Source organism: Mycobacterium sp. 1165196.3, from assembly GCF_001673415.1.
Taxonomy (GTDB): Bacteria; Actinomycetota; Actinomycetes; order Mycobacteriales; family Mycobacteriaceae; genus Mycobacterium; species Mycobacterium europaeum_A.
Genome location: NZ_LZLU01000251.1, coordinates 21,987 through 43,909, shown reverse-complemented (window position 1 = coordinate 43,909; position 21,923 = coordinate 21,987). Strand labels below are relative to the sequence as shown.

The following is a 21,923-nucleotide window of genomic DNA, read 5'->3' as shown; positions in this document are numbered from 1 at the left end:
GCGAAAACAAGTTTGCATCGCTGACTCCTAGAGTCGTCCGCGGTGAAGGTTTGCAGCTATGCGCACTTCTCGCCCCCACAGCATCTCGATCCGCAGGACGGTCGGTGGGCCAACGCGCGACACGAAGCGAAAGGTGACTGGGGCTGATTCGCCGGAGCCATACCAAGCTCAGTAGCCATGCGGCTGACTGGACCGCTTTTAGCTAAACGGCGACACGTCCACAACGGACTTCATTGGAGACTATACGCCCCCTTGCACCATCCGGCGATCGCTCGGGGCGACGGATTCAGATAATTTCTGAACAGTTTCCACGGTGTAGCAGCGGGGGGTCGGCAACCCGCGGTTGCAGGGCTTCGACGCCCTCCCGAGCGCTGGCGCACGTCCCCCAGCTGCGGTGTTATCGAGGTGCTGCGGCCCGCGGGGAAGCGCCCGGCAAACTGATTCGGGCCGATTCGGGGCCACTTCTACCTGAGGTGATTGCTTTACCTGCCACCCCGGTGGACGGTACGCGGCTTTGCCCGGCGGGGCAGCGGGGCCGCACCCGGCGCCGCCGGGGGTGCGTTTGTGCAGCGCGATGGCGGCGACGAGGTGCCAAACCTGCCCGTGTTGGCGGGTTGCCGGCGGCGTGCAGCACCGCGTGCGAGGTAAACGTGGGTTTGCGTTCTCATTTCTGAGTCGGCTGGGTACTGTTCGCCTAATGTTCGTGACCACCGTCGAGCGCGTGCCCATCAACCGGCCGCGAGAGCAATTCGCGGGCAACGCTTTACGGTGCGCACCGGTTGGCGCACACCGGAGCTTGCGATGAGCCGAATCGGTCCCGAGGGCCCGCTGTCGGGGCACGGTGTGGTGGTTTCGGGCGGTAGTCGAGGTATCGGCCGCGCGGTCGCCGAGCTGCTGGGCAGCCTCGGTGCCGGCGTCGTCGTCAACGGGCGCGACGAACAGGCCGTGCACGAAACGGTCGCGGCGATCACGGCGGCCGGCGGGCGGGCCCACGCGGTGGTGGGAGCCGCGGACGACGAGCGCGTCGCCCGTCGGCTCGTCGACGCATGCGTGAGCACGTTCGGGCGGTTGGACACGCTGATCAATTGCGCCGGGATCGCCGAACCGCCCGGTTCGTCGATCCTGACCGTCTCCCCGGTCGAGTTCGACCGTCTGATCAGCGGTCACCTCGGCACGGTGTTCCACACCTGCCGGGTGGCCGCTCCGGTGCTCGCCGCCCAGGGGCACGGCGCCATCGTCAACACCAGCTCGGTGGCGTTCCTGGGTGACTACGGCGGCACCGGATATCCGGCGGGCAAGGGCGCCGTCAACGGCCTGACGATGGCGATCGCCGCCGAACTGAAGCCCTACCGCGTGCGGGCCAACGTGGTGTGCCCCGGGGCCAGGACCCGGCTGTCTACCGGCGCCGACTACGAGAAGCACATCGAAGACCTGCACCGCCGGGGGCTGCTCGACGAGATGACCATGCGGGCCTCGCTCGACAGCGCTCCGCCCGAATTCGTCGCACCGGTCTACGCGTATCTGGCCGGTGACCTCTCGCGCGACGTGACGGGTCAAATCCTTGTTGCCGCAGGCGGTTTCGTGGGCAGTTTCGATCGCCAAACGCCGCGGCTGCTGGGCTACCGCGACCACCACCAAGCCGGGCCGTGGTCGGTGCAGGACGTGCACGAGATGGTCGGCGGCACGCGCGCCGAAGAACCGGCCGGAAAGTCGGCGACCTAGCCACGCCTGAGGCGTCCGCGCGCCCGGCTTACGAGAGGCGCTTGGCGGCGAAATCGGCCGCCTGGTCGACCATGCCTGCCTCGACGTACTGCCGGTGCGCGGCGGGGTTGCCCGCGTCGGAACACACCGGATCGCCGGGCACGCACAACTCGAGGGTCTTCGCCGCGTACAGCGGCCCGATGGTCACCGGCGGCTCGTTGATGATGCTCATGAACTGGCTCGACGGCTTGCCGAACAGCGCCACCGCGGCCACGTGGTTGGCCACCTCGGCCGGCATCGGCTGCAGCGCCTGCACCAGGTGCACGCCGTCGGGTACGGCGCTTTCGGTGACGAAGCCCATCACCGCCGCGCCCTGCGAGTAGCCGCCCAGCACCATCTTGGTGCGCGGGCAATTCGCGGCCATCTGCTCGACGTGGTTGCCGGCGTCGCTGATGCCGTCGGCGGCGGTGGGAAAGTCGGTGGTGGCCGGATAGTTGACCGGATAAACCCCCACCGACTTCCCGCCGACGTGCGAACGCAGGGTGTCGACGAAGCTCTGGCCGATGCGGCCGATACCTGGGGGCTCAGTGGTGCCCCTGGCGAACACCACCTCGACGTCGGGGCATGGTTCTGCGGACGCCGGCTCGACCGGGCCGATCAGCAGAGCCGAAAACGGCGACAGCACAGCACAAGTCAACACGGCGAAAGGATGCGCCTTCACATCGCGATCCTGCCACAGGACGCCGCCGCGCGCGCGTCGTGCGGATCGTCCCCGCCCCGGATGTGACGAAGACCTCCACGTCGACTGGTCACGTCGACGAGCTGCGCTACCTGTGGGCGCGACCCTGCCGCTTCGCGCGGAACGCGGACTGGGCGGCGTGCAGCGCGCCGCGGAATGTGTACGCGGCAGCCACCACGCACAGCAGGATCAACACGACGAACATCGGCAGCCAGTTGTCCCTGCTGTGACTGACGTTCCACCAGATGATCGTGAAGAGCACGGCACAGAGCAGCAGGACCCCGTCCCGCCAGTTGCCGTGGTAGGACAGCGCGGCCCGGCGCAGCACGCGGCTGCGGTCCGCCGCATCGATCAGGTCGTCGACGCGACCCTCGATGCTGCGCCGCAATTCGGCGCGCCTGTCGACGTCTTCGGGCGGGAGTCGGTCGAGCAGGTCCATGTCCTGCTTGATCGCTTCGCGGTAATCAGGACCCCGGAATTGCCCGGCCGCCACCGCGAGCAGCGCGCCACCAAAGATGGGCGCGCTGTTCAGCGCGACCTGTGCCAAACCCACCACGTCGAGGCCTCCTTCGATCGTTGGACAGCGTCGGCCCATTGAGGATTAGCGCATCGCCCGCGCGCAGACTTCAAGACATAACGGCGAATGTGTATGGTCAAAATCGCCGCTCCCACCGCCCGGGATCAGGACGCTTTCGAGGACCGGCGGCGCGTTGGGGCCGGCTCGGGCGCGCCGAGGGCATCCATCGCGCGGACCAGCTGCGGGTAGGCGATCGCCGGCCCGATCCAGCGGCTGAGGTAGCGGCGCAGATCGTCGCCGGTGCGCGGTGGCCGTCCCGGGTCCGCCAGGAAGGAATGCAGAACCCGCAGCGAGAATTCGTTCAGCTCGTCCAGGCCCGCTTCGTCGAAACCGTAACGCTCCCAGTCGATGTCGTAGCGGTGCAACATCGAACGGCCGAACGCCAACGCGGTATCGGAGACGATCGACACCTTCTGGCCGCCGCGGTGGCGCTGGTTGAGCACGAATTCGACCTGGTTGTCCGAGGCGAGCTCTTCGACCGCGAAAGCCATGCCTTCGGTGATGGCCACCACCGGATCGGTGACACCTTCGAGATGGGCTGCCATGCGATCGAGGAAGCCGTCGGCCGACCGCATCGCCGACGCTACCAGCAAGGCCTGCGTGCCGGGAAAGTACCGATAGACGGTCTGGCGGGTGACCCCCAGCGCGCGTGCCACGTCGGCGATCCGCATCGCCGAGCCGCGTTCGTCGATGATCTTGTCTGCTGCGTCCAGGATGCGCTCGATCGCCTCCGCGTCCGACGCGGGGGTGTTTCCCGCCCAACCGTGACTGCGCATGATTAACGGACGGCAAACCCGTAGCCGATGAACCCCACCGCTGGATCATATCGTCTGCCGGGGCGTCATCGGTGCTGGCTAACCGCGCGGTCGGGCGCCGATTACGCGGCAAGACAAAACGGGCATTATGTATGATCACTGCGGATCTCCGAGGCAGCGGCCCGACGGTCTCCCCACGCGCCCGGCGCAACAGAAAGGCCGACCGATGCAGTACGACACCGTGATCGCCAACGGACGCTGGTTCGACGGGACGGGCGGGCCGTCGGCCTACCGGGACATCGGCGTGCGGGACGGGCGGGTCGTCACCATCGCCAAGGGCCCGCTGGACACCACCGGCGCCCGGGTCATCGACGCCACCGGTCAGTGGGTGATCCCCGGCATCATCGACATTCACACCCACTACGACATCGAAACCCTCTGTGAGCCGGCGCTTTCCGAATCGCTGCGACACGGCGTGACGACCGTGATGTTGGGGTCCTGCTCGCTGTCCACGGTGTACCTGGACAATGTCGACGCGGGCGACATCTTCGGCCGCGTGGAGGCGATTCCGCGGCGCTATGTCATCGAGCAGCTCAACGCGACCCGGTCGTGGAACAGCCCCAAGGAATATGTGGCCGCGCTCGAGCGGCTGAACCTGGGCCCCAACATCGCGGCGTTCATCGGGCACTCCGACATGCGCGCCGCCACGATGGGCCTGGACCGGGCGACCCGCAAGGACGTCCGCCCGTCGGCGGCCGAACTCGCGCGGATGGAGGCGATGCTGGAAGAGGCGCTCGACGAAGGCTTCGTCGGGTTGTCCTCGCAGCAACTGCTGTTCGACAAACTCGACGGCGAGGTCTGCCGGTCGCGCACCCTGCCGTCGACCTACGCCAAGCCCCGCGAGCTGCGGCGCCTGAACGCCATCCTGCGGCGGCGCAACAAGATCCTGCAGTCGGGCCCCGATATCAAGAACCCGCTATCGATCGTTTCCCAATTGGCCACCTCCCTCGGGGTGGGGCGCCGCCGGTTGAAGACCAGCCTGCTCTCGGCCGCCGACGTCAAGTCCCTGCCGCCCGTCATCTACCTGATGGACTGGCTGGCGCGGATGGTCAACGCGCTCGGCGCCGATTTCCGCTGGCAGCATCTGCCGGTCCCGTTCGAGGTCTACGCCGACGGGATTTCGCTGGTGATCTTCGAGGAGTTCGGCTCCGGCGCCGCGGCCCTGCACCTACAGGACGAGATCGCCCGCAACGAGCTGATGCGCGACGAGGACTACCGGCGGCAGTTCCGCAAGGACTACGACCAGAAGTACGGCCCCCGGGTGTGGCACCGCGACTTCTTCGATGCCGACATCGTGGCCTGCCCCGACGAATCGGTCGTCGGTAAATCGTTCGGGCAGGTGGGCCTGGACCGCGGCGGCCTGCACCCGGTCGACGCGTTCCTCGACCTGGTGCTCGAGCACGGCGAAAAGCTGCGCTGGCGCACCACGATCTCCAACCACCGGCCCGAACTGCTCAAGAAGCTGGCGCAAAGCCCGGGCGTGCAGATGGGGTTCTCGGACGCCGGCGCGCACCTGCGCAACATGGCCTTCTACAACTCCGGGCTGCGCCTGCTGCGCCACGTGCGCGACGCCGAGAAGCGGGGCACGCCGTTCATGTCGATCGAGCACGCCGTGCACCGGCTCACCGGCGAGCTCGGCGCCTGGTACGAGCTCGACGCCGGCACCCTGCGGGAAGGCGACCGCGCCGATATCGTCGTGATCGACCCCGAGAGGCTCGACGACTCCCTCGACGCCTATGCCGAACATCCCGTCGAGTCCTACGGCGGGCTGTCGCGGATGGTGAACCGCAACGACGCCACCGTCACGGCGGTTTTGGTGTCCGGCAACCTCGCGTTCGGCGCCGGCAAGGCGTCGCCGGAGCTGGGCGAGAAACGATTCGGTGAGTTTCTCCGGGCGGGCGCGTCGGCGCGAAAGCCTGCCTACGCCGGCTAGCCGCGCCGATTGCGCGGGGGTTTGTGCTGGGGCGCCGCAGTTTTCAGGCCACCGACGCACCCAGGATGAGGTTGACCGCCTCGTCGAGCTGCCCGGAGATCTCGGCGAAGCTGACGAACCGGGCGGTCATCAGCGCACCCGAAAAGGTCATCTGCAGCGTGGATCTCACGGCGCGGGGCCACCCCGGACCGAGCGCGGCCGCGATCCGCTTGGCCACTTCCTCGCCGATCTGTTCGCGAAGGGGGGTGACCGCCGGATCATCGGCCATCAGGGCCGCGCCGCAGGCGGCGGTCAGTTCCGGCTCGTCGGCGACGACGACCGCCATGTCCCGCAGGGTTGCGCTCACCCGGGTTTTGGTCGTCTCGTTGACGTCGGTGTGCAGCGGCAGGTCCCGCAGGAAGCGCAGATACACCGCCGCCACCAGCGCACTTTTCGACGGGAAGTAGGTGTAGGCGCTGGCCGGCGACACCCCGGCGCGCGTCGCCACCGCGCGCATCGTCAGATTCGCGTACGAGGATTCCCGCAGCTCCGCCAGCCCGGCGTCGAGCACCTTGCGGATGGTCTGCCCGGGCCGGCGGTCGGATCGGCGGGCCGCGCCGACCGTTTTCCCGGCGACCGCCGGGGACGACGCATCTCTAGACACCCGTCCAGTGTAGAAACGGGTCCTGCCACCAACAACTTCCATCGCGGGCGGTCGGCGCGAGCGCGGGATCCCGATAACGGACAAGTGTCCAGAAGAAGCCGGGTTCTAGAGTGGCGGCTATGGGCGAAGCGGACCGGCGTCGCTGGGACGATCGGTACGCGGCCAAGGGGCCGCCACCGTTGAGTTCGGTTGCGCCTCCGGGCGTTTTCGCGGGCCACGCGGATGTGTTTCCCGTCGCGGGGCGGGCCCTCGACCTGGCCTGCGGGCAGGGGACCGGCTCGGTCTGGCTGGCGGCACGCGGCCTGCAGGTGCTGGGGCTCGACGTCTCGCCGGTGGCCATCGCCCACGCGCGGGCACTGGCCCAGCGGGCCGGCGTGGGTGACCGCTGCCGCTTCGACGTCGTCGATTTCGACGCCGGCCTGCCGGCGGGGGCGCCGGTCGATGTGATCCTGTGCTGCAAGTTCCGCGACCCCCGCCTCGACCGGGCGATCGTCGATCGGCTCGCGCCGGGCGGCCTGCTGGCGATCGCCGCATTGAGTGAGGTCGGGGCGAGCCCGGGTCCCTTTCGCGCCGTGGCCGGCGAACTGCCCGCCGCGTTCGCCGGCCTGGAGCTGATCGGCGCCGGCGAAGGCGACGGTCAGGCGTGGCTGCTGGCCCGGCGCTGACCGCCGCGACCGCGGGCTAGCCGGTAGCGCCCTGCGCGCGGCTGGCGCGGCGGCGATCCGGCCGTCGTCGAGGCGCAGCGGTGCGGTGCGACATCGCCGATTCCGTGGGGGTGGGATTGGTCCTCGGCGACCTGCTGGTCCGGCGGCGCCGCTGCCCGCCGGAGTTGGCCCGATGCTGCACCGGCGCGTGCGAGGGCGCCCGGGCCGGCGCGGGGGCCTGGTAGGGCGCGACCTCGCCCACCAGCGCCTGCACCGCCTCGGACGCGGCGGTTACCTGCACCGGGGCGACCTGGATGCCGGCCTTGCGCATCAGCAACTGGGTGTCACGGCGCTGCTCGGGCAACACCACGGTGACCACGTCTCCGGCGCTGCCCGCCCGCGCCGTTCGCCCGGACCGGTGCAGATAGGACTTGTGCTCGGCGGGCGGGTCGATGTGCACGACGAGCTCGACCTCGTCGACGTGCACGCCGCGCGCGGCGATGTCGGTCGCCACCAGCACCCGGGCGCCGCCCGAGGCGAACATCGCCAGGTTGCGCTCGCGTGCCGGCTGAGACAGGTTGCCGTGCAGGTCGACTGACGGAACTCCCGATTCGGTGAGCTGCCTGGCGAGCTTGCGGGCCTGATGCTTGGTGCGCATGAACAGAATCCGCCGACCGGTGCCGGAGGCGAGCCGGTGCACCACCTCTTTCTTGGCCTCGGCGTTGGCGACGTGGAAGACGTGATGGGTCATTTCGGGCACCGGCGAGTTGGGCTCGTCGACCGAGTGCAGCACCTCGTTGCGCAGGAATCGCTGTACGAGCTTGTCGACGCCGTTGTCCAGGGTGGCCGAAAACAGCAGTCGCTGGCCGTCTTTCGACGTCGCGGCCAGGATCCGGGTGACGCCGGGCAGGAAGCCGAGATCGGCCATGTGGTCGGCCTCGTCGATGACGGTGATCTGCACGGATTCCAGGCTGATCAGCCGCTGCTTCATCAGGTCCTCGAGCCGGCCCGGGCAGGCCACCACGATGTCGACGCCGGACTTCAGCGCGGCCACCTGGCGGCTTTGCGAGACGCCGCCGAAGATCGTGGTGATCCGCAGGCCGGCGGCATTCGCCAGTGGCTCGAGCGTCGCTGTGATCTGCGTCGCCAGCTCCCGGGTGGGGGCCAGCACCAGGCCCGAGGGCCGCGAGGGGCGCCGGCTGCCCGACGCGAGGCGGCTGACGAGCGGGATGGAGAAGGCCAGGGTCTTGCCGCTGCCCGTCTTGCCGCGACCGAGCACGTCGCGACCGGCCAGGGTGTCGGGCAGGGTCTCGATTTGAATCGGGAAGGGATGGGTGAGGCCGCGCTTGGCGAGCGCATCGACCAGGTGGGTGCGCACGCCGAGATCGGCGAAAGTCTTACTGGTGGTCACTTTTCGGTGCCTTTCGGGCATCGGTGGTGCCGCGCCGGAGGCGAGAACGCCGCGCGGCATCGGCACGAGGTGGCGAGATTGCCGGATGGCAAAATCGATCGCCGCGAGACAAGCTAGTGCGCGATGCACGGATCATCTAGGTGACAAGCGCGATCTTTTCGCTGGCACCGGAGGGATGAGGAAGCGTTCCACGACGGTGTTGGCATGCAGTGTCATGAAGCCAACGTTGCTGCCAGCGTAGCGTATGCGACGCCGAACGGCTAAATGGCGTAGCTCACTCTTCGAGCCGCGCACGAACGGCCGCCAGCCGCGCCGCCAGCTCGTCTTCGTCGATGACGCCGCGCGCCACCAGCGAGTGCGCCAATGCCACCAACCGATTCTCCGGATAGGGCAGGCCCGCGTAGACGGTTGCCGACAGCGCGTCCTCGTCGCTGCGCCGCTCGGCGAAACTGAGTACCTGTGCCCCGCAATTACTTTGATCGAGGGCATCGCAGATGCCGTCCAGGCTCGTCTGCCACGGGGGCACCGGGTTGCCGACGCCGTGTTTGGCCGCCATGCGGCTCCAAATCTGGTTGCGTTCAACGATTTTCGTCAGCGGCGCGATGCTGGAGTGTTCGATGCTCATCGATGTGCCCCGGGTCAGTCGCCGACGGGGTGTACGGCCGGGCGCGTCTGGGTGACGGCGTTGGTGGTCACCCCCGGCTTGGGCAACGCGACGCCGATCAGGCAATCGCGCGTGATTATTTCGACGAGTTGGTCCTCGGTCCAGCCCTGCGTTCCGTCCGGCCGGACGGGCATCACCATGAACCGATGCTTCTGGTTGGAGTCTTCCACCCGGATCTCGACGTCCGCCGGGAGTATCAGGCCGAATTCCGCGAGCACCTGCCGCGGCCAGCGCACGATGCGGCGCCGATAGTTAGGGGTGCGGTACCACTCCGGCGAGTTGCCCAGAATCGGGCGCGGGTAGCACGAGCACAGCGTGCAGACGATCACGTGATGCCGCGTCGGGGTGTCTTCCAGCACGTGCAGGGCGGTGAAGTCACTCGGCGTTCCGAACCCGGTCGGTTCCAGCCAGTCGACCCCGACCTCCTTGCTGGCCGCCAGCGCATCGGTGCGCACCAACTCCTTGAAGTCGGGATCCAGCCACGCCCGGGCCACCAGGCGGGCGGCCGGCGTGGGGCCGATTTGTTCCGCGTACTCCGTCATCAGGCGGTGTTCCTCGGCGGTGAAAATGCCCTTCTCGATGCACAATTCGCGAAGCGCGATCTCGAGGACTTCGAAATCGGTGATCTCGTCCACCATCGGCGCGGCCGTACGGTCGTGGTCGTGGTCGTGGTCGGTCATGATGACGTTCCTTCAGAGGTCGCGGCCGCCTGCAGCCATCGCTCGGGAAGCTCAGTCTGCAGCGAGTCATGGAAGGGACCGGTGTAGCCGGGCCACAGTTCGGACATAGTGAACCGGACGATGTAGAACCACTCGGGTTGTTGGTCCGGCGCGTCCCACGTCTCGTCCTCAGCGGCGGGGCTTTCGTACGAGACGACCGCGATCTCGCCCGTCGCCCCACGCACGTACTCCTGCGTGCGGGTGTAGAGCAACACCGGCAGATCGCGGACCACGACCTTGTCGCCGACGTTGAACTTCGGTGCGCCGGCCTGTCCGGCGTACACCTGCGGGTCGCCTTTGCCGACGGCGTGGCGGTGGTGCCGGTTGCGTGAGACGGCGGCGGGATCGCCTTCGGACTTGGGCTTGGCCTGCAAGGGATTTCCGCGCAGGCCGTCGGCATAGCGGGCCCTGACCTCGGCCATGCGTTCGGCCAATTCGCTGAGGCCGATGTGGTGCTTTTCGACGAGGACGCGTGCGACGGCAAGCAGCCACCGCCCGTAGTAGGGCAGTCCGAGGTAGATGGTGCGGCCCAGGTCGACGTTGCCCATCCGGCGTCGTTCCTCGGACAACCAGATCCCGCGCCAGCCGAGCACCTCGCACAGCACATAGGTGTTGTGCTCCCAGATCTCGTACTGCTTGTTCTCGAACTCGATGGGAGCGTCCGGCTCGCCGCCGACGTCGTGGGGGGTCTTGACATAGGCGTTGAAGCGTTCGTGGTCAATGAGATCCGGCGTGGGAGCGTCGGGGAGCTCGGGGTAGGACGATTGCAGCCGGGCTATCAGGTCGAGCTGTGCGGCTCGGTCCGACGCAGTCGTCATCCCAGCTCCATTCGACTAGTCCAGCGCCTTCGTACACTTCACTCTTCCGGCGGACATTGCGCAACCGCAAAGCGAATGTCGCCGTCTCCGGTAACGTCACCGCAATGGAGCGGCGCGTCCTGGAAGCGGTCATTTATGAGCGTGAACCGCCGATTGCGCGGATCATTCTGAACCGGGTGGACAAGGCCAACACCAAGGACGCGGTGCTGGTCGGCGAGGTCGACAGTTGCCTGCACGAGGCCGACCGCGACAAGGACATCAAGGTCGTCATCCTCAAGGCCAACGGCAAGGGATTCTGCGGCGGCCACGTGGCGCGCTGGGGCCCGGACGAAAACCCGTATCCGGATTTCGGGGACACGTTCGAGGACCTCTACAAGGGCACCGCCGATCTGTTTTTGTGGCCCACGCTGTACCTGTGGGAGTTTCCCAAGCCGACCATCTCGCAAATCCACGGCTACTGCATGGGCGGTGGCATCTATCTCGGACTGCTGACCGACTTCTGCGTCGCCTCCGAGGACGCGTATTTCCAGATGCCGCTCGCCCAGAGCCTCGGCGAACCCGGCGGGCACACCATGATCGAGCCGTGGCTGCTGATGAACTGGCATCGCACCATGGACTGGCTGCTGCTGTCGCCGACCCTGACCGCGCAACAGGCGCTCGAGTGGGGCCTGCTCAACCGGGTAGTGCCGCGCGACGACCTCGAGGACACGGTTGAGGAGATGGCGCGCAAGATCGCCCAAATCCCGTTGACCACACTGATGGCGGTCAAGAACAACGTGAAGCGCGCGTGGGAACTGATGGGCATGCGGGTCCATCTTCAGGTCAGCCACATCCTGACCAACTTGGTCGGCGCCGCGTCCGACGTGCAGGCGCGGCGCGCCGAGCTGATGCAGTCCGGCATGAAGCCACGCGAATTCGTCGACAAACCCGAATCGCCCGCCTAGCGGCTCATCTCACCGGCGATCTTGCGTCCGGCGGCATGGCGCGCGGCGACGTACCCGAACACCATCGAGCTGGCGATGCTCGCGCCGGCGCCGGGATAGGTCCGGCCCATCACCGTCGCGGTCGTGTTGCCGGTGGCGTACAAACCCTCGATCACCCGGTCCTGTTGGTCGAGAACCTGCGCGTGTTCGTTGGTGATGACGCCGCCGCACGTGCCGACGTCGGCCGGCAGCACCCTGGTTGCGTAGTAGGGGGCGGTGTCGAGCGGGCCGATGGCGGCGTTCGGCCGATAGCCGGGGTCGCCGAGGCAGTCGTTGTAGGCGGACTGGCCGCGGCCGAAGTCGGGATCCAGCCCCTTGGCCGAGAATTGGTTGAATCGCCGAATCGTGCGCGCCAGTTCGTCGGCGGGAAGATCGATCTGGCGGGCGAGGTCGGGGATGCTCGCCGCCCGGGTGACGGCACCGGATTCGATCAGCTCGGCCGGCAGCGGCTGGTTTCGCTTCAGGGTTTTCAGGGGGCTTGCGCTCGTGACGTATCTGCGTACGTATCCCTCGTCGAAGATCATCCAGCACGGCACCGCCTTATTGGCGTACATCGCCTTGCCGACCTCGACGTAGGAGTTGGACTCGTTGCAGAACCGCCGCCCGGTCGAGTCGACGTAGATGGCACCGGGACGCTGGCGTCCCGAACCGAGCGAGGCGGCGACGGCGCCGCCGTTGGCGATGAAAACCGAAGGCAGCCACCAGGCCTCGTCCAGCAGGTCGGTCTTCGCGCCCAGTCGCATCGCCGCCTCGAGGACCTCGCCGGTGTCACCGGCGTTGGCGATCGACCACTTCCCCTCGTTGGGCTGGTTGCCGCTGTAGCGGCGGCGCATCTCCTCGTTGTGACCGAAACCGCCGGCGGCCAACAGGACTCCCTTGCGGGCCTCGACGGTCAGCGGCCGTCCGTCGCGGACGACGCGCACGCCGACCACCCGGCCGTCGTCGACGACCAGATCCGTCATCGCGGCTTGTGTCCACAGCGGGGGATCACCGTCGCTGAGATCGATCAGCGCCTTGAGCATCTGGGCGATCAGCGAGGCGCCGTTGGTGAGGAGCTGACGCCGCCGGGCCCGGGCGATCGCGGTGCGCAGGAATACCCGCGCCGCGACGGCGAAGGCGCGCGGTGCGCGGTTGAAATACTGGACCGACCGTAACTCGTTGGTCAGCACCACATATCCGTAGTTCTTGGCCAGCGGCGGCTGCACCTTGTCGCTCCAGTCGCCGAGCCGCGCGGCGTCGAACGGGATGCCCTCGACGGCGCGACCGGAGGCGTTGCCGCCCTTGTGGTTCGGGTAGTAGTCGCTCCAGCCCGCGCAGCGGATCAGCGCCACGCCCTTGCGGGTGAGGAAGTTGATCATTTCGAAGCCCGCGGTGAGGAACATTTCGCGTCGTTCGGGTGAGGAGGGCGCGCCGATGTCGCCGACCACGTCGGCCAGGTAGGCCAGGCCCTCCTCATGGGAGTCGGCGATGCCGTCGGCGCGCATCAACGGGTTGTTCGGCAGCCACACGATGCCGCCCGACAGCCCCGTCGAACCGCCGACCAGCGGCTGCTTTTCGATGATCAGCGGTTCGAGGCCGCAGTCCAGTGCGGCCAGCCCGGCGACCATGCCGCCCCCGCCGCTGCCCGCGATGACCAGGTCCACCGAGTGGTCCCACCGGCCGGTCATCGCGCCGCCGCGCCGAAGCCGAGGTCGACGATCGGTACGTCGATGGTGGTGTTGGTCTTTCCGATGGCGGGCAGCAGCGTGGTGTAGGGCAGCCCGGCCAGGAAGCCGTCGATGACGCGTTCGAAGTTCGAGATCAGCCCCTCGATCTGATCCGACAACCGCATGAAGTCAAACCCCCTGGAATGCAGGCCCTTCTGTTGTCGGGGCAGGTTGGAGAAATCCTGGGCCGGGATGGGCGGCCACCGCGGGTCGTCGGGTGCCATGGGTTCGGGAGGCGTGGGCTTGCCGGCCGAGGCGTCCGCGGGATACCGGGTCAGCGACCAGATCTCGAACAGCGTCTCCTCGGGACCCAGCGGGCGGATGCGGTACGAGGAGGCGCTGCTGTAGGTGGGCAGGATGAAGTGGTGCGGGAAGGCGAATCCGATCGCGTCGGTGATCCCGCGCCGAACCAGCTCGTTGAGGTCGGGCATGGTGCTGCCGCGGGCGCGATGCCAGTTGACGACGGCGTCGTTGAGCGCGTCGCGCCACCCCGCCATCGCCGCGGCCGGGTCGGCCGGCAACTCGATGTGCTGCAGTCCTTCGGCGATGCGAATGTCGTTCTCGTGCGTCATGCCACCCATGCCGGCGCCGAGCGTGCGCATGAAATACAGGCTGCTCGCGACGACGGGATGCACTGCCGCGCAGGGCTGTCCGGTCTGTGCCGACGGCAGCAGCTGCGGATGGGTCTGCGGGACGTGGTAGCCCTCCATGAACGCCGCGGTCGCGAGTTTCCAATTCACCGGCAGCCGGCACGATTGCCACCACTCCACCCGCAGCGACTCCACCCGCCACGCGTCGTAGATCGAGGCGAACGGTTCCATCCAGTCGCGCAGTGCCGGTGCGTCGTCGTCGAGGTTGATCCACGCGCAGCCACCCCAGAGCTCGCAGCGCACCGCGACGAGTTCCAGGTCGTCGGGACGCAGGTTCTCTTCGGCGAACGCTTCGGGGCGCAGCACGAAGGTGTTGCGCCCGTCGATGCCCCAACACCAGCCGTGGAAGGGGCAGACGAACGTGCGCCGGTTGCCGTTGCCTTCCACCAGCTTCACGCCGCGATGCCGGCAGGCGTTGTGGTAGGCGCGCACGGTGTCCTGGTCGACGCGCACCACGATGATCGAGTCATCGAGGATCTCGTACTCCACGTAGTCGCCGGGCTTCGGGATCTCCTCGAGCCGGCAGGCCATCTGCCACACCCGGGGCCAGAACAGCTGCGCCTCCAGCGCGTAGAACTCCGGATCGAAGTAGCGCTGCTTGGGGATTCGATCGGCGGCCTGGACCGCCCACGGCACCGGTAGCGGCGTCCAATTCACCGCCGACCCGCGGGGGGTGTGCGGGTCGGAAATCTCGTTGCCCATTCCTATAGCCATCTCGTCATCCCTTGTCACATCACAAGATCCGCGACACCCGCCCTTGCCAATAGCGGTCGCGGATGCGTCTCTTGTAGAGCTTGCCGTTGGGGTCGCGCGGCAGGGCGTCGAACTCGACGGTGCGGGGGCACTTGTACCCGGCCAGGCGGGTCCGGCAGTACTCGATGAGTTCTGCCTCCAGCTCCGGCCCGGGAAGGACACCGTCGGCCGGTTGCACGACGGCCTTGACCTCTTCGCCGAATTCGTCATTGGGGATCCCGAACACCGCCGCGTCCACCAGCTTCGGATGCATGACGAGCAAATTCTCGACCTCTTGCGGGTAGATGTTGACCCCGCCGGAGACGATCATGAACGTCGAGCGGTCGGTGAGGTACAGGTACCCGTCGGCGTCGACATAGCCCATGTCGCCGAGCGATCGCCAGCCGCGGTCGTTGGACACCGATGCGGTCTTGGCGGGGTCCTTGAAGTATTCGAAGTCCGGTCCACCCTCGAAATAGAGTTCACCGGATTGGCCGACGGGAAGCTCCCGCCCGTCCTCGCCGACCACGTGCACCGGGGCCATCGGAATGCCCACCGAACCGGGATGGTCGAGCCACTCCCGTGGCCCGATCGTCGTGCCCGCGAAACCCTCTGTGCCGCCGTAGTATTCGTGGATGATCGGGCCGAACCAGTCCATCATCCGGTGCTTCACATCGACCGGGCACGGTGCCGCCGCGTGGATGACGCACCGCAGGCTCGACACGTCGTAGCGCCGCCGGACGGCTTCGGGCAACTTGAGCATGCGCACGAACATGGTCGGGACGAACTGCGCGTGGGTCACCCGGTGGGTCTCGATCAGGCGCAACACCGCCTCGGCGTCGAATTTGGGCATGAGGACGGTCGCGGCGCCCACCCGGTTGGCCGCCATGGTGTAGTTGACGCCGGCCGCGTGATACAGCGGCGCGGGGGACAGGTACACGCTCGAGGAGTCCATTCCGTATTTGTGAATGAGCGCGAGCTCGAGCACCGACTGCGCCCAGGATCCGTTGCCGTCGGCGGGAAGCGGTCGCCGCACCGCCTTGGGCCGCCCGGTGGTCCCGGACGAATACAGCATCTCTGACCCGTCCGACACCGGTGGGGCCTCGCCGGCCGTCGCCAGCGCGTCGTCGTAGGACCGCCAGCCCGGCAGCGCGCCGCCGACCGAAAAGCGGGCGACCACCGCGGCGTGGGCGGCACCGATGTGCGCGGCCAGTTCGGGCATCGCGGCATCGACGAACACCGCCTTGGCGTCCGAATCGTCGATGACATAGCTGACCTCGTCGGGCAGGAAATGGGTGTTCACCGCGGTGTAGTAGAGGCCGGAAAGCTGAGCGCCCCAGGTGATCTCGAGAAACTCCGGCCGGTTGGGCAGCACCAGCGCCATGCCATCGCCGCGTCGCAACCCCGCCTCGTGCAACGCGGCGGCCACCCGCTTGCTGCGGGCATGCAGTTCGCCGAACGAGATCGTACCGCCGTCGCTGATCAGGGCCGGCGACGCTGCGGCGGCGATCGCGTGGTCGGCGATGTTCACCAGGGGCCTAAGTTGTTGCGGCGCCGTCGGTCTGGGCGGCGGCCGCGGCCTGGCGGCGGGCGTGCTCGGAGGGCAGCACCTTGTCCTTGAACACGGTCTGGATCAGCTGTTGCACGTCCTTGCTGATGGAGGCCAGCGCGACGAGGTCGTTGGAGCTCTGCCAGTGCACCCGCATGCCCATCAGTTCCCAGGCGCGTTTGAGGTTGGCCTTGGTGAGCATCAGGGTCGTCAACGGCGCCTGGGCGATGTGGCGGGCGATCGCGTCGACGCGGTCGTCGAGGTCCTCCCGCTTGACCACCTCGTTGACCAGGCCGACCTCCAGCGCCTTCCGGGCGTCGATCACCTCCGCGGTGAACAGGTAGTAGGCGGCGCGGCGCCAGTTCATGAACACCCAAGGCTCGATGGAACATTCACCCGACGGCATGCCGAAGCCCTGCAGCGGCGGGTAGGAGAAGTAGGCGTCCTCGGAGGCGATGACGATGTCGGTGGTCAGGCCCAGGTGCGTGCCGCCGCCCACGCAGTAGCCGTGCACCTGCGCGATGGTGGGCTTGGAGAACTCCCACAGGTTCAACGTCGGCTTGACGAACAGGTCCGACTGCGCCTTCCACGGGTGGCCGGTCACCATGGCGTTCTCGACGAACGACGGGTAGTCGACGGCGTTGTTGCCGATGGCGTGCCCGGAGCAGAAGCCCTTGCCGTTGGCCTTGAGCACCAGCACCTTGATGTCGTAGTCGCGGTCGGCGTCGGCCAGCGCGGCGTCGACCTCTTCGGCCAGCTTCTGGTCCTGCGCGTTGGCCTTCTCCGGCCAGTTCAACGTGACGCGGGCGATCGGGCCGTCCTTTTCGTAGATGATTCTCTCGCGGGTCTCGTTGAGATCCATCGGGCTCTACCTTTCCTCGTTAGGACGTGATGACGCCGATTTCGGCGCCGATGTCGTAGGTGGTCCCGACCTGACCCGTCCAGCGCACGGTGCCGGATGCCCCCGCTTCGATTTCCTGTTCCACCTTCTCGGTGGCGACCACATAGATCGGCGTGCCCTCCTCGACGTGTTCGCCGGCGTCGACCAGCAGGCCGGTGAGTTCGGCCTCGGACACCGCCACCGATACCCGGGGGATGCGAATGATGAAGTCAGCCATGCACCTTCGCCTTCTGGCAGGTGCGCTGCGCCGCTGCGACGATGCGCGCCGGCGACGGATACACCTGTGCCTCGAGCGCGGCGGCGGCCGGGTTGGGCACGAAGCGCGCGGCGACCCGCTCGATGGGTGCGGCGAGTTCGCCGAACAATTCGGTCGACAGGATCGCGGCGATTTCGGCTCCGGGACCGGCGAATTGGACGGCGTCGTGCACGATGACGGCTCGGCGGGTGCGCCGGACGGATTCGACGATGGTCCCGACGTCGAGCGGCACCAGGGTGCGCAGATCGACGACTTCGGCATCGACACCCCGCTCGGCCAGGGTGGCTGCCGCGGCAAGCGCGTCGTGCACGCAGCGTCCGTAGCCGATCAGGCTCACGTCGGTGCCGGGCCGCTTGATGTCGGCCTGGCCCAGCGGGATCGAGAAGCCGGGATCGACGGGCACGAACCCCTTCTTGCTCTGCAGTCGGATTGTTTCGACGAACAGGCAGGGGTCGGGGTCGAAGATCGCCGTCGTCAACAGGCCTTTGCCGTCGCGCGGGGTGGACGGCACGATCACCTTCATCCCGGGGACGTGCATGAACCAGGCCTCCAGGCTCTGCGAATGCGTCGCACCGGTGGCCAGTCCGGCGTATACCTGGGTGCGCACGGTGATGGGCGCCGACGTGCGCCCGGCGGTCATGAACCGCAGTTTGGCGGCGTTGTTGATCAGTTGGTCGGCGGCGATACCGATGAAGTCCATGATCATGATCTCGGCGACCGGCAGCAGCCCGTCGATGGCCGCGCCGATGGCCGCGCCCAGGATGGCGGCCTCCGAGATCGGTGTGTCCAGCACGCGTTCGTGACCGTATTTGGTCGACAACCCCGCGGTGGGACCGGACGCACCGGGATCGGCGATGTCTTCGCCGAGCAGGAACACCCGCTCGTCGGCCTCGAGCGCCTGATCCAGCGCGAGGTTGAGGGCCTCGCGCATCGTCATCTCCTGATCGGCCATGTCCTACACCGGAAACCCGATGGCCGCCGCATAGACGTCACGGTCGAGCTCGTCGATCGATGCCGCGTCCGCGGCCAGGACGGTGCGCAGCGCGGCTTCCACCGCCGCCACCGCCTCGCTGTCGATGCGGTCCAGCTCGTCGTCGCGGCAGGCGCCCGTCGCGGCGAGGTGGCAGCGGAACCGGGGCACCGGATCGGCGGCCATGGCCGCTTCGAGTTGCTCGGCGGGGATGTAGGGCATGCGGTCGCCGAAATAGTGGCCGCGGAAGCGGAACGTCACACATTCGATGAGGGTCGGCCCGCCGCCGCTGCGCGCCCGCTGCAGCGCGTCCTCGAGCGCGGCCTGCACCGCCAGCGGGTCGTTGCCGTCGACGCGCGCCCCCGGCATCCCGTATCCGGCGGCCCGATCGGCCACCCGCTCGAGCTTCATGGTGTCGCCGGTCGGGGTCATCTCGGCGTACTGGTTGTTCTGGCACACGAAGACCATGGGCAGGTCCCACAGCGCGGCCATGTTGGCGGCTTCGTGGAAGGAGCCGGTGTTGGTGGCGCCGTCGCCGAAGCTGACCACCGTGACACGGTCTAGTCCCTTGCGTTTGGCGGCCATCGCCAGTCCCACGGCCACCGGCGGCCCGGCGCCGACGATGCCGGTCGAAAGCATCACGCCCACCTCGGGTTTGGCGATGTGCATGGTGCCGCCCTTACCCCGGCTGGCGCCGACGGTGCGGCCCATCATCTCGCCGTAGATCTCCTCGAGCGGCACTCCCTTGCCGATGAGATCGTGCAACCCACGGTAGGTGGTCACCAGCTGATCGTCGGGCCGCAGCGCGACACCCATCGCGGCGGCGATCGCCTCCTGCCCACGGGAGGGCCAGTACACGCACATGAATTCGCCGGTGCCGATCCCCTTGGACAGCCGGTCGTCGGCCGCCTTCATCAGCACCATGAGTTCGTAGAGGCGTCGCTGGATCTCGGAGTTGTCGGTCATCGCCGAACCCCGTTGCGGTGCACGATGATCGGTGCCACCGCCGTCACGCGCCCGACCATGGCTTGACCTTGAGGAAGCCGCCGCCGTCCACGCGCAGTTGCTGTCCGGTGACATAGCGGGCGGCGTCGGACGCGAGGAACAGCACCGCCTCGCTGATGTCCTCGGGTTCGACGTAGGGGATGGGCATCGCCTGCACGAACGGGAAGATCGGTTCGGCGTCCTCGCGGGTCGGCTCCTTCAGGTCGGGGCGGAAGGCGCGGTACATCGGCGGGCTGTGCAACATGTCGGTGTTGACGTTGGTCGGGTGCACCGCGTTCATCCGGATGGAAAACGGCGCCAGCGCCAGGGCGAAGTCGTTGACATAGTGCGCGGCAGCCAGTTTCGCGAAGGCGTAGCCCGCTCCGCCTGGACCGCCGTCGATGCCGGTGGTGTTCAGGGACGACATGAAGGCCGCGTTGGAACCGATGACGACGATCGACGCGCCCGCCTGCAGGTGTTTGAGGCTGGCGTGCACCAGGTTGAGCACGCCGACCAGGTCCACGTCCACCGCGTCGGCGAACGCCTTCGGGGGCAGCCCCGCGGTCAGGGGGCAGATGCCGGCGTTGGCCACCACGACGTCGAGGTGCCCGAGTTCGGCGACGCCCGCGTCGATGGCCGCCGACAGCGCGACACGGTCGCGGACGTCGGCGACCGCGGTGTACGCGCGCTGCCCCTCCTTTTCCACCAGCCGCGCCGTCTCATCCAGGTCCTCGGGGCGCGCCAGGGGATACTCGTTGGTGTCGATGTCGGCGCAGATGTCCACGGCGATGACGTCCGCACCTTCGGCGGCCAGCATCCGCGCGTGTGAACGGCCCTGCCCGCGCGCGGCCCCGCTGATCACGGCCACCTTGCCCGTCATCCTGCCCATCGCCCGTCCTTCGTCCGTGTCTACACCACGACCCGCGTTGGCGCCCAACGCCGTTCGTCGACATCACTGGAGCTGAAGCGGGAACCTTGCGACCGCTCACCCGCCCGCGCCGCGGGGCGGCGCGCGGTCACCGCGGCGGGCGTCGCAACGAAACCTTCGGTCGGCTGCATCGCATCTCTTCCCCGAAAAACCGCGCTGACCTGCAGATGGGCTATCACTACGACCAAGACTAGCTAGAATATCTAAAATAGCAAGGAATGGCCGCGACGAGGGGGTTGGCGATGTCTGACGTGCACGGCGGGGTCCTGCGCGGGGTGCGGGTCGTCGAGCTGGCGTCCTGGACCTATGTGCCCTCGGCCGGGGCCGCGCTGGCGGACTGGGGTGCCGACGTCATCAAGGTCGAAGGCGTCGCCTCCGGTGACCCCGGACGGGCGCTGGTGGTCGGCGGGTTCACCCGGCAAGCGGCCCGTCCGGATGCCGACTTCATTCTCGAACTGGGCAACCGCGGCAAGCGCAGCATCGCCATCGACGTCAAATCGGAAACGGGTCGCGAGTTGTTCGGCCGGCTATTGGCCAGTGCCGATGTGTTCTTGACCAATTGGTTGCCCGGCGCGCTCGAACGGGCCCGGCTGACCGTCGAGGACGTCCGCTCGTTCAACCCGAACATCATCATCGCGCGCGGCACCGGCCTGGGCGTCCGCGGCCCCGATCGCGACCGCGGCGGCTTCGACGCCGCAACCTATCTGGCGCGCGGCGGGGTCGCCTACACGCTGACACCCTTCGGCAGCGAGACGCCGGCGGTCCAGGGGCCCGGCTTCGGTGACCTGCAGGGCGGGGCGACGCTGGCCGGCGGCGTCTGCGCCGCGCTGTTCCACCGGGAACGTACGGGCGAACCGACGATCGTCGACTCTTCGCTGCTGGCGCAGGCGATGTGGTCGATAGCGCCATCCATCTGCGCGGCCGATTTCTTCGACATCGACGGGATCCCCGGTGCGCCGCCCGGCCTGGCCATCAACCCGTTGGTCAACCGGTACAAGACGAAAGACGGCAGGTGGATCCAGCTGGTGTTCTTGCAGCCGGACAAATTCTGGGCGGGCTTCTGCCGGCGCATCGGGCTGGCGGAACTGGCCGACGATGACCGATTCGTGCCGTCGGCCAACCTGATCGCCAATGCGGCCGCCGCGACCGAGCTGCTGGCGAATACGTTTGCCGGCCATGACCTCGCGCACTGGCAGGCGGTGCTCGCGGACGAACCCGGCGTGTGGGGTGCGCTGGCGACTCCGCGGGAAACCCTCAACGACCCGCAGGTCGAACCCAACGGCTATGTGGTGACGAACGTCGACGACCACGGGGAGAAGTACCGAATCGTCGCGGCCCCAGTGCAATTCAACGAGACGCCACCGTCTCCGGCGCGTGCCCCCGAACACGGCCAGCACACCGAGGAGATTCTGCTGGAGCTCGACATCGGCTGGGACGACATCGCCAAGGCGAAGGAGTCCAAGGCGATTCTGTAGGTGGCCCGGTCGGTCGCTAATTGTGCTGTTTCACAGCCTGTTTCGATACCACGGGTCGCGAATTTCGCGATGAGCAACCGATCCCGAAACGGTCACAGCCGGGTATCAATGTCAGTGGTGGACTG

At 67.9% G+C, this 21,923-nt stretch carries 21 protein-coding genes; 5 read left to right on the top strand and 16 right to left on the bottom strand.

Annotated features, from left to right (window positions below; genetic code table 11):
• The first annotated feature begins 801 nt into the window (after nucleotides 1-801).
• Entirely contained in the window at nucleotides 802-1,722 is a 921-nt protein-coding gene (locus A5659_RS24440; RefSeq protein ID WP_067021358.1) for an SDR family NAD(P)-dependent oxidoreductase, read from the top strand.
• Between the two features lie 28 nt (nucleotides 1,723-1,750).
• Here A5659_RS24440 and A5659_RS24435 read toward each other — a convergent pair whose 3' ends face one another.
• From A5659_RS24435 to A5659_RS24425, 3 genes are all read right to left on the bottom strand, one after another.
• Nucleotides 1,751-2,386: a cutinase family protein gene (locus A5659_RS24435; protein ID WP_066880675.1), complete on the bottom strand. Its 636-nt coding sequence runs from the start codon at nucleotides 2,384-2,386 to the stop codon at nucleotides 1,751-1,753.
• 142 nt (nucleotides 2,387-2,528) lie between these two features.
• Nucleotides 2,529-3,035, bottom strand: a complete 507-nt coding sequence (locus A5659_RS24430) for a hypothetical protein (RefSeq protein WP_067021356.1) — start codon at nucleotides 3,033-3,035, stop codon at nucleotides 2,529-2,531.
• 86 nt (nucleotides 3,036-3,121) lie between these two features.
• Nucleotides 3,122-3,793, bottom strand: a complete 672-nt coding sequence (locus A5659_RS24425; RefSeq protein WP_066861341.1) for a TetR/AcrR family transcriptional regulator — start codon at nucleotides 3,791-3,793, stop codon at nucleotides 3,122-3,124.
• Nucleotides 3,794-3,998: 205 nt separating this feature from the next.
• On the opposite strand from A5659_RS24425, the gene A5659_RS24420 reads away from it, so the two are divergent.
• Nucleotides 3,999-5,765: an amidohydrolase family protein gene (locus A5659_RS24420; RefSeq protein ID WP_067021354.1), complete on the top strand. Its 1,767-nt coding sequence runs from the start codon at nucleotides 3,999-4,001 to the stop codon at nucleotides 5,763-5,765.
• A gap of 43 nt (nucleotides 5,766-5,808) precedes the next feature.
• Here the strand turns inward: A5659_RS24420 and A5659_RS24415 are convergent, their stop codons facing one another.
• Nucleotides 5,809-6,408 (bottom strand): TetR/AcrR family transcriptional regulator, encoded by a 600-nt coding sequence (locus A5659_RS24415; protein ID WP_066861346.1) that lies wholly within the window; start codon nucleotides 6,406-6,408, stop codon nucleotides 5,809-5,811.
• Between the two features lie 119 nt (nucleotides 6,409-6,527).
• Here A5659_RS24415 and A5659_RS24410 point away from each other — a divergent pair, with 119 nt between their 5' ends.
• Complete coding sequence (locus A5659_RS24410) at nucleotides 6,528-7,073, top strand: cyclopropane-fatty-acyl-phospholipid synthase family protein (RefSeq protein WP_067021352.1); 546 nt, start codon at nucleotides 6,528-6,530, stop codon at nucleotides 7,071-7,073.
• A 16-nt stretch (nucleotides 7,074-7,089) separates the two neighbouring features.
• On the opposite strand, the gene A5659_RS24405 is transcribed toward A5659_RS24410, so the two are convergent.
• The 4 genes from A5659_RS24405 to A5659_RS24390 all read right to left on the bottom strand — a co-directional run bounded on the left by A5659_RS24405 (nucleotide 7,090) and on the right by A5659_RS24390 (nucleotide 10,664).
• Complete coding sequence (locus tag A5659_RS24405) at nucleotides 7,090-8,463, bottom strand: DEAD/DEAH box helicase (RefSeq protein ID WP_066861450.1); 1,374 nt, start codon at nucleotides 8,461-8,463, stop codon at nucleotides 7,090-7,092.
• 274 nt (nucleotides 8,464-8,737) lie between these two features.
• The gene (locus A5659_RS24400; protein WP_066861350.1) at nucleotides 8,738-9,088 is read right to left on the bottom strand and encodes an SH3-like domain-containing protein; all 351 of its coding nucleotides are present in this window, start codon (nucleotides 9,086-9,088) and stop codon (nucleotides 8,738-8,740) included.
• Between the two features lie 14 nt (nucleotides 9,089-9,102).
• Nucleotides 9,103-9,807 carry a thiocyanate hydrolase subunit gamma gene (gene scnC, locus A5659_RS24395; RefSeq protein WP_067184844.1) on the bottom strand — a complete coding sequence of 235 codons (705 nt, stop codon included), beginning with the start codon at nucleotides 9,805-9,807 and terminating at the stop codon, nucleotides 9,103-9,105.
• Entirely contained in the window at nucleotides 9,804-10,664 is an 861-nt protein-coding gene (locus A5659_RS24390) for an SH3-like domain-containing protein (RefSeq protein ID WP_066861356.1), read from the bottom strand. The genes scnC and A5659_RS24390 overlap by 4 nt, the downstream gene beginning before the upstream one ends.
• Nucleotides 10,665-10,768: 104 nt before the next feature.
• Between A5659_RS24390 and A5659_RS24385 the strand changes: the two genes are divergently transcribed.
• Entirely contained in the window at nucleotides 10,769-11,608 is an 840-nt protein-coding gene (locus A5659_RS24385) for an enoyl-CoA hydratase-related protein (RefSeq protein WP_067184847.1), read from the top strand.
• On the opposite strand, the gene A5659_RS24380 is transcribed toward A5659_RS24385, so the two are convergent.
• The 8 genes from A5659_RS24380 to A5659_RS24345 all read right to left on the bottom strand — a co-directional run bounded on the left by A5659_RS24380 (nucleotide 11,605) and on the right by A5659_RS24345 (nucleotide 20,284).
• Nucleotides 11,605-13,314 carry an FAD-binding protein gene (locus A5659_RS24380; protein ID WP_066861362.1) on the bottom strand — a complete coding sequence of 570 codons (1,710 nt, stop codon included), beginning with the start codon at nucleotides 13,312-13,314 and terminating at the stop codon, nucleotides 11,605-11,607. The two genes, A5659_RS24385 and A5659_RS24380, sit on opposite strands and share 4 nt — an antisense overlap.
• Nucleotides 13,311-14,660 (bottom strand): aromatic ring-hydroxylating dioxygenase subunit alpha, encoded by a 1,350-nt coding sequence (locus tag A5659_RS24375; protein ID WP_231998007.1) that lies wholly within the window; start codon nucleotides 14,658-14,660, stop codon nucleotides 13,311-13,313. The genes A5659_RS24380 and A5659_RS24375 overlap by 4 nt, the downstream gene beginning before the upstream one ends.
• Before the next feature lie 76 nt (nucleotides 14,661-14,736).
• A complete protein-coding gene (locus tag A5659_RS24370) occupies nucleotides 14,737-16,266 on the bottom strand; it encodes an acyl-CoA synthetase (protein WP_066861368.1) in 1,530 nt (509 codons plus the stop codon).
• A gap of 7 nt (nucleotides 16,267-16,273) precedes the next feature.
• The gene (locus A5659_RS24365) at nucleotides 16,274-17,146 is read right to left on the bottom strand and encodes an enoyl-CoA hydratase-related protein (protein WP_066861372.1); all 873 of its coding nucleotides are present in this window, start codon (nucleotides 17,144-17,146) and stop codon (nucleotides 16,274-16,276) included.
• A 19-nt stretch (nucleotides 17,147-17,165) separates the two neighbouring features.
• Nucleotides 17,166-17,402, bottom strand: coding sequence for a biotin/lipoyl-containing protein (locus tag A5659_RS24360; RefSeq protein WP_066880693.1), 237 nt, complete (start codon nucleotides 17,400-17,402; stop codon nucleotides 17,166-17,168).
• On the bottom strand, nucleotides 17,395-18,393 hold the full coding sequence (locus A5659_RS24355) for an alpha-ketoacid dehydrogenase subunit beta (RefSeq protein WP_066861377.1): 999 nt from the start codon (nucleotides 18,391-18,393) through the stop codon (nucleotides 17,395-17,397). The genes A5659_RS24360 and A5659_RS24355 overlap by 8 nt, the downstream gene beginning before the upstream one ends.
• Before the next feature lie 3 nt (nucleotides 18,394-18,396).
• A complete protein-coding gene (locus A5659_RS24350; RefSeq protein ID WP_067184841.1) occupies nucleotides 18,397-19,377 on the bottom strand; it encodes a thiamine pyrophosphate-dependent dehydrogenase E1 component subunit alpha in 981 nt (326 codons plus the stop codon).
• Nucleotides 19,378-19,420: 43 nt separating this feature from the next.
• Nucleotides 19,421-20,284, bottom strand: coding sequence for a mycofactocin-coupled SDR family oxidoreductase (locus tag A5659_RS24345; RefSeq protein ID WP_067184838.1), 864 nt, complete (start codon nucleotides 20,282-20,284; stop codon nucleotides 19,421-19,423).
• Nucleotides 20,285-20,541: 257 nt separating this feature from the next.
• Between A5659_RS24345 and A5659_RS24340 the strand changes: the two genes are divergently transcribed.
• On the top strand, nucleotides 20,542-21,798 hold the full coding sequence (locus A5659_RS24340; RefSeq protein WP_369827432.1) for a CaiB/BaiF CoA transferase family protein: 1,257 nt from the start codon (nucleotides 20,542-20,544) through the stop codon (nucleotides 21,796-21,798).
• Nucleotides 21,799-21,923: the final 125 nt, after the last annotated feature.